The sequence below is a fragment of the Microcoleus sp. D2_18a_B4 genome, assembly GCF_036702475.1.
Lineage (GTDB): Bacteria > Cyanobacteriota > Cyanobacteriia > Cyanobacteriales > Microcoleaceae > Microcoleus.
On record NZ_JAUBTL010000062.1, the window covers coordinates 39,300 to 45,508 of the forward strand.

The 6,209-nt window shown below is 46.3% G+C and carries 4 protein-coding genes; 2 read left to right on the top strand and 2 right to left on the bottom strand.

Annotation, left to right across the window (positions count from 1 at the left end; all coding sequences use genetic code 11):
* Positions 1-135: 135 nt before the first annotated feature.
* Entirely contained in the window at positions 136-1,962 is a 1,827-nt protein-coding gene (locus tag QUB04_RS26915; protein ID WP_333289152.1) for an SUMF1/EgtB/PvdO family nonheme iron enzyme, read from the bottom strand.
* A gap of 200 nt (positions 1,963-2,162) precedes the next feature.
* A complete protein-coding gene (purL, locus tag QUB04_RS26920) occupies positions 2,163-4,754 on the bottom strand; it encodes a phosphoribosylformylglycinamidine synthase subunit PurL (RefSeq protein WP_333289154.1) in 2,592 nt (863 codons plus the stop codon).
* Positions 4,755-4,889: 135 nt separating this feature from the next.
* Here purL and QUB04_RS26925 point away from each other — a divergent pair, with 135 nt between their 5' ends.
* Together QUB04_RS26925 and QUB04_RS26930 are read left to right on the top strand one after the other, a co-directional pair.
* On the top strand, positions 4,890-5,495 hold the full coding sequence (locus QUB04_RS26925; protein ID WP_333289156.1) for a pentapeptide repeat-containing protein: 606 nt from the start codon (positions 4,890-4,892) through the stop codon (positions 5,493-5,495).
* 35 nt (positions 5,496-5,530) lie between these two features.
* The gene (locus QUB04_RS26930) at positions 5,531-6,136 is read left to right on the top strand and encodes a hypothetical protein (protein ID WP_333289158.1); all 606 of its coding nucleotides are present in this window, start codon (positions 5,531-5,533) and stop codon (positions 6,134-6,136) included.
* Positions 6,137-6,209: the final 73 nt, after the last annotated feature.

A 6,209-nucleotide genomic window follows, 5' to 3' on the forward strand; every position in this document is an offset into this window, starting at 1 on the left:
GCGACGCACCTTACTATTGTGTGGTGCGTCGCTGTGAAATTGTCGATCTTCCTTACAGATTTTTGATGCGACGCACCCTACCACTACTACTACTTAGCTCGCGGGAGACTACAGCACAGAACCAAAAACCGGAGACTACGCGGAAAGCAGAGCTACGCGAAAACCGACGGGCCTGCGGCGATAGACCGCCGAACCCCCGTCATGAAGGGCACCACGGCAATGGACCGCACAGTCGTTCCAGGAACCACCACGCTGCACTCGGTCATTATCTGTTCCAGTTTCCCAAGAACTTCCGTCAGTCGGTGCGCCACTATAATTACGATGCCATTTATCGCTGCACCATTCCCAAACATTGCCATGCATATCGTATAAACCAAACACATTGGGCGGAAAACTCCCCACATCTGTTGTTTGTTCGCGCCAAAATCCCTCTGATGCAGCACCGTAGGGATAATTGCCATTATAATTAACTAAATCTGGCGTAATTGTGTCACCAAAATAGAAAGGTGTTGTAGTTCCCGCGCGACAAGCATATTCCCATTCCGCTTCCGATGGTAAACGATAAGTCTTGCCTGTTTTTTGAGTAAGTTTACGGCAGAATTCCACAGCCTCATCCCAATTTACATTTTCTACTGGACGTTTCGCACCTTTGAAATTAGATGGGTTATTTCCCATCACTGCTTGGTATTGTGCTTGAGTGACTTCATATTTACCCATAAAAAAAGGAGGGATATTCACATTATGCTGCGGCCCTTCATTGTCACGTCGTCCTGTTTCCGTACTGGGAGAACCCATCACGAAACTGCCACCAGGAATTGCTACCATGTCCAAGATTGCACCGCTACCTAAATTTTCACTAATAAATTGTGCTTGATGGCGTTGACGGTTAGTTATATTACCCCGTGCATTAACTGTCACCACTTCAAAGTCAAACCTTTGTAAAGTCAGCGTGGGAGTTGATATTGGCGCAGGATTTGGTGTCGGCTTGGGAGTTGATATTGGCGCAGGATTTGGTGTCGGCTTGGGAGTTGATATTGGCGCAAAAGTTGGTGTCGGCGCAAAAGTTGGTATTGACTGACGTCGAAAATCTTTGAGAACTTCCTCTGCTGATTGATAGCGCTGCTGGATATCTTTTGCTAACAACTTAGAAAGAATCAATGCCAATCCCTTGTCTATGGGAATTTTCAAATGTTGCTGCCAATTTGCAGTCCAACTATAACCATGTTCCACCCACAAACTAAAAGGATATACCCCCGTCAGTAGATGAAAAGCCGTCGCCCCCAAGCTAAACAAATCACTGGCTGCATAAGCTTCACCCCCTTGCATTTGTTCAAGCGGTGCATAACCATCCGAACCAATTTGTGTTCCCAGTCTCGACATCACTGTTCCAGACAACTGTTTGGAAACTCCGAAATCAATGAGAACTAACAAACCATCGCTGCGACGGCGCATAATATTCTCAGGCTTGATATCGCGGTGAATGATTTTTTGTTCGTGAATAAACTTGAGAACAGGTAAGAGTTCGAGTAATAGTCGCTTAACTTGGCTTTCTTGCCAAATTCCCCGATTTTGGAAAAGCTTTAATAAATTATCACCATCGACAAACTGTTGTACGAGATACAGATAGTTGTCTTGTTCAAAATAGGCATCTAGTGATGGAATTTGGGGATGTTGTCCTAGCTGTTGTAGTTGTTTGGCTTCTTGCTGAAATAATTCTACCGCTTTGTTAATCGCCCAAGTTCCCTGGACATTTGGTGCTAATTGTTTAACGACACAGGGTTGATTTAGTTTATCAATATCTTCTGCTAAATAGGTTCTGCCGAAGCCGCCTTGACCAAGAAATTTGATCATGCGGAAACGGCTTCGCAGAATTGGTACGAGTTTGACGCCACAATCGATGCAATATGTATGCCCGTAGGGGTTTTCAGGCTTTTCGCAGTTGGGATTGATACAGCAAATCATTTGTTTTATGAATGATAATGTTTATATTGTATAGATGAATTGGGGGATTGACACAGCTAATTTGTAGGGTGCGTCGCTGCGAAATTTTTGATGGAATTTACAAATTTGAGATGGCGACGCACCTGACTATTGTGTGGTGCGTCGCTGTGAGATTTTTGATCTAACTTACAGATTGTCGATGCGACGCACCCTACGGCTAATCAAACAGATCCAATTCGACGCTCGATCGCATTATAGAATCGATCGCCCATCTCACCCATCGCAACCTCAATTAACACTTGATTATCAGCACTCACAACCCGCAAAGGTGATTCAGCACAGCAAACCACACCAATTTTATGCCACATTTTTGTCAAATGTTCTTGCAGGTAAGACTCCCAAATCTGTTGATTTTTCGGTGCGACTGAAACTACAATGCAGTTGCCCATTTCACCAAACAAAATTTCATCCCAGCGGCCGACCTTTTCCGAATTGTAACTGAGATGAATTTCCGCACCCATTTTAGCAGAAATACAAGATTCCGCGAGGGCGATCGCAATTCCACCTTCCGCACAATCATGGGCAGAACATACCCAACCTTGCCGAATTCCATCGCGACAAACCGATTGCACTTTTCTTTCTAACTCAAAATCTATCCTTGGCGGTTTCCCAGCGACAATCCCGTGAATTGCCGCTAAATATTCCGAACCTCCCAAAGTAGGAGAAGTTTCGATTTTTGAGCTTTCAGATAGCGAAGATTCACCCAAATCCATCCGTGTATCCGTGTCATTCTCCGTGTCGTGCCGCCCCATTCCCAGCACATAAATTAAATCACCTTTCTTTAGCCAAGCTTGACCAGAAAGCTTCGTCAAATCGGGAATTAACCCCACCATTCCGATTACCGGAGTCGGATAAATTGGTTGAGGATTCCCCTCAGCATCAACCGTTTCATTGTAAAGAGAAACATTGCCGCCAGTAACAGGCGTTCCCAACTCCCGACAAGCATCAGCAATCCCGCGACAAGCTGACGCTAACTGCCAATATCCGATAGGCTTTTCAGGACTGCCAAAATTCAAATTATCCGTAACTGCCAGAGGTTCAGCGCCCACACAACTTAAATTTCTCGCTGCTTCCGCTACGACTGCTTTTGCACCTTCATAAGGATCGAGATAAACATAACGAGAATTGCAATCAACCGTTGCAGCAACTCCGGGAATAGCCCCCTGCGGCGCTTCCTCCTTGCTAAGGGGGGGAGAAAGTTTGGGAGTTTCCCTACCTTGTGCCTTTGTAAATAGAGGAATTACCTCTTCTTCCTGTTTGCTTTCGGAAGCTAGAGAAACAGCATTTTCTCTCAGTAGATCCCCCTTAGCAAGGGGGTGTACTTCTAACCCGTTAGCAAGGGAAGAGTGGCAGGGTTCTAGCGGACGCAATCTGACAACCGCAGCATCAGCGCCTCCCGGTAAAACAACAGTATTGTTTTGCACTTGATGGTCGTATTGGCGATAAACCCAGCGTTTAGAAGCGATGGTGGGAGTATCTAAAAGCGTCAGCAAAATCTGATTCCAAGTTTGGAAATTGCCGTTAATTTCGATACCTTTAACTGTGGATTGTGGCAGGGAATCTGCCGTCCATTCCCATGCTTTTTTAGCATATTCTGGCGGCTCTGTCAACAATTCTCGGTGATAAATTGGCGTGTTATCTGCCAAAGCAGTTGCGGTAATTTCGGCAGCGATTTCGCCTTTAAATAGAATTCGGACGATCGGCTCTTCGATGACTGTACCCGCTACTACGGCGTGCAATCCCCATCTGTGGAAAATATCGATTAATTCCTGTTCCCGTCCTTTTTGGGCAACAAACAACATCCGTTCTTGGGATTCTGAAAGCAGGTATTCGTAGGGAATCATGCCACTTTCTCGAACGGGAACTTTGTCTAAATCGAATTCAATGCCGACGCCGCCTTTGGCTGCCATTTCTGATGTGGAACAGGTGATTCCCGCCGCACCCATGTCTTGGGCGGCGACGACTGCACCTGTTTTGAATGCTTCTAAACAAGCTTCAATTAAGGATTTTTCTAAAAATGGATCTCCTACTTGGACTGCGGGGCGATCGTCCATTGATTTGTCGGTCAATTCTGCACTGGCAAAACTTGCTCCTCCCATGCCATCTCTGCCAGTAGTTGAACCGACATAAAGCACGGGATTTCCGATTCCCGATGCCCCGGATTTGACGATTTCTTGAGTTTCCATTAAACCCAAGGCCATGACGTTAACTAGGGGGTTGCCGGAATAAGCAGGATCGAAGTAAACTTCGCCGCCAACTGTGGGTACTCCGATGCAATTTCCATAATGGGAAATTCCCGATACTACGCCTTTGAACAATCTCTGAGTTTTAGCATCGTCTAAGTTGCCGAAACGTAGGGAATTTAAAAGTGCGATCGGGCGAGCACCCATTGTGAAGATATCGCGGAGAATCCCGCCGACACCGGTTGCTGCACCTTGGAAAGGTTCGACTGCTGACGGGTGGTTGTGGGATTCAATTTTGAAGGCGAGTTGCAAGCCGTCTCCCAAGTCTACGACGCCGGCATTTTCTCCAGGCCCGACGAGAATTCGATCGCCCTCTGTGGGAAACTGTTTTAATAGTGGCCGCGAATTTTTGTAACAGCAGTGTTCGCTCCACATGACGCCGAACATTCCCAATTCAGCTTTATTAGGATGGCGGCCAAGACGCTGAACGATTTCTTCATATTCTTCAGGTGTGAGTCTTTCACCGGCAATTTGTTCGGGGGAAAATGGGGATTCGGAGATGGGAGACATGGAAACTCGTTATAAACCACAGGCTTTATTTTAAATGCCCTGTGGTTGCTTAATCTAAAATCTATAATCTAAAATCTATAATCCCACCCCTTTGGTTGGTTAATCTAAAATCTAAAATCTAAAATCTAAAATCGAATGACTCAACCTCGAAATCTCAATTTTGCTAACCAAAACTTGCGGAACCGTTCTTTTAAAGGGCTTGACTTGTCAGGGGCGAATTTCAGCGGTTGCGACATTCGAGGCTGCAATTTCACCGGGGCGATTTTGAGGGGGGCAAATTTTCAGGGTGTCAGAACCGGACAAAGCCGCAGGCGGGTGAGAAATTTGATTGCTAGGGCTGGGGTGACAGCGGTGACAGTGACGGCTGCTGGGGCTTTGACTGGACTGATAGCCGGGGCGGATGCGGGGGCTGTGGCTGTGGCTGGAACCGCTGCGACGGCGATTGCTGCGACTCGGTGCGAGGCTGGAATTGTGGCGGGGGCTGTGGCTGGGGCTGCTGCTGCGATCGGGGCTAGCGGTATTGTGACATTTTTGGGCGGAGATACTCTCAGGGGAATTGTCTTGTTTTTGGTTTCTGGGGTAATTCTTGGGTTAACTGCGATCGGCTTTTTTATTGCTGTTGAAGAAATAGAAAAATTATCGATAACGTCGTTTAGAAAGGCTGATTTAACTGATGCTGTTTTCGATCGAGGGGCGGTTCTAGATGCAGATTTTTCCGATGCGCGAGGAGTGCCGTGGTAGACAACCTGCTTCTAAAATCTAAAATCTAAAATCATATGACTAAGTTTCCCCACGATCAGTTTGCAAAAGAATACCTGCAAGAGTTATTGTCGCCTCTTGGAGAAGTAGAAACGAGCAAAAATGTCACTGCTGAAGTTAGAGAAATTGATGTTTGGTTTCAACCAACTTCTTTTGAGGGCGAATATGTCCAAAGTTTGGGTTTGTTAGGTAAAATGGCTGCAACGGCGGCCATAATTGAACCGTTTCGCAATCCTGTGACTGCTGAGGGAATTTTTAGCTGTGTCGTTAAGTTATTAAATAGTAGGGCAGAACTGGGGCGGCGGGCTAATCGACAAGATCAACGTTTTGAGGAAAGACAATTACCGATGTTGTGGATTCTCACTCCTACTGCTTCGGAGGCTTTATTAAGCAGTTTTGGTTTTCGGACTCCTGAAGAGTCGGAGGGCTGGGGGAGAGGAGTTTATTTTTTATCGGAGGTTTGGAGAGTTGGCTTAATCGCTATTCACCAGCTAGCGAGGACTCCAGAGACTATGTGGTTGCGGATGTTGGGTAGGGGCCGGGTGCAGCAAGGGGCGATCGCGGAATTAACTGCATTTCCCATTGATGCTTCAATTCGAGCTAATGCGCTACAATTACTGTAAGGATTCAGGTCTAAGATTGGGGAACAAGAGAAGGCATAAAAAAGTTACAAGAATGGGCAGATATAGCCTTACG

Excerpts from the sequence above, each read along its gene's own strand:
- QUB04_RS26915 (WP_333289152.1), bottom strand. The coding sequence starts at position 1,962 with ATGATTTGCTGTATCAATCCCAACTGCGAAAAGCCTGAAAACCCCTAC.
- purL (WP_333289154.1), bottom strand. The coding sequence starts at position 4,754 with ATGTCTCCCATCTCCGAATCCCCATTTTCCCCCGAACAAATTGCCGGT.
- QUB04_RS26925 (WP_333289156.1), top strand. The coding sequence starts at position 4,890 with ATGACTCAACCTCGAAATCTCAATTTTGCTAACCAAAACTTGCGGAAC.
- QUB04_RS26930 (WP_333289158.1), top strand. The coding sequence starts at position 5,531 with ATGACTAAGTTTCCCCACGATCAGTTTGCAAAAGAATACCTGCAAGAG.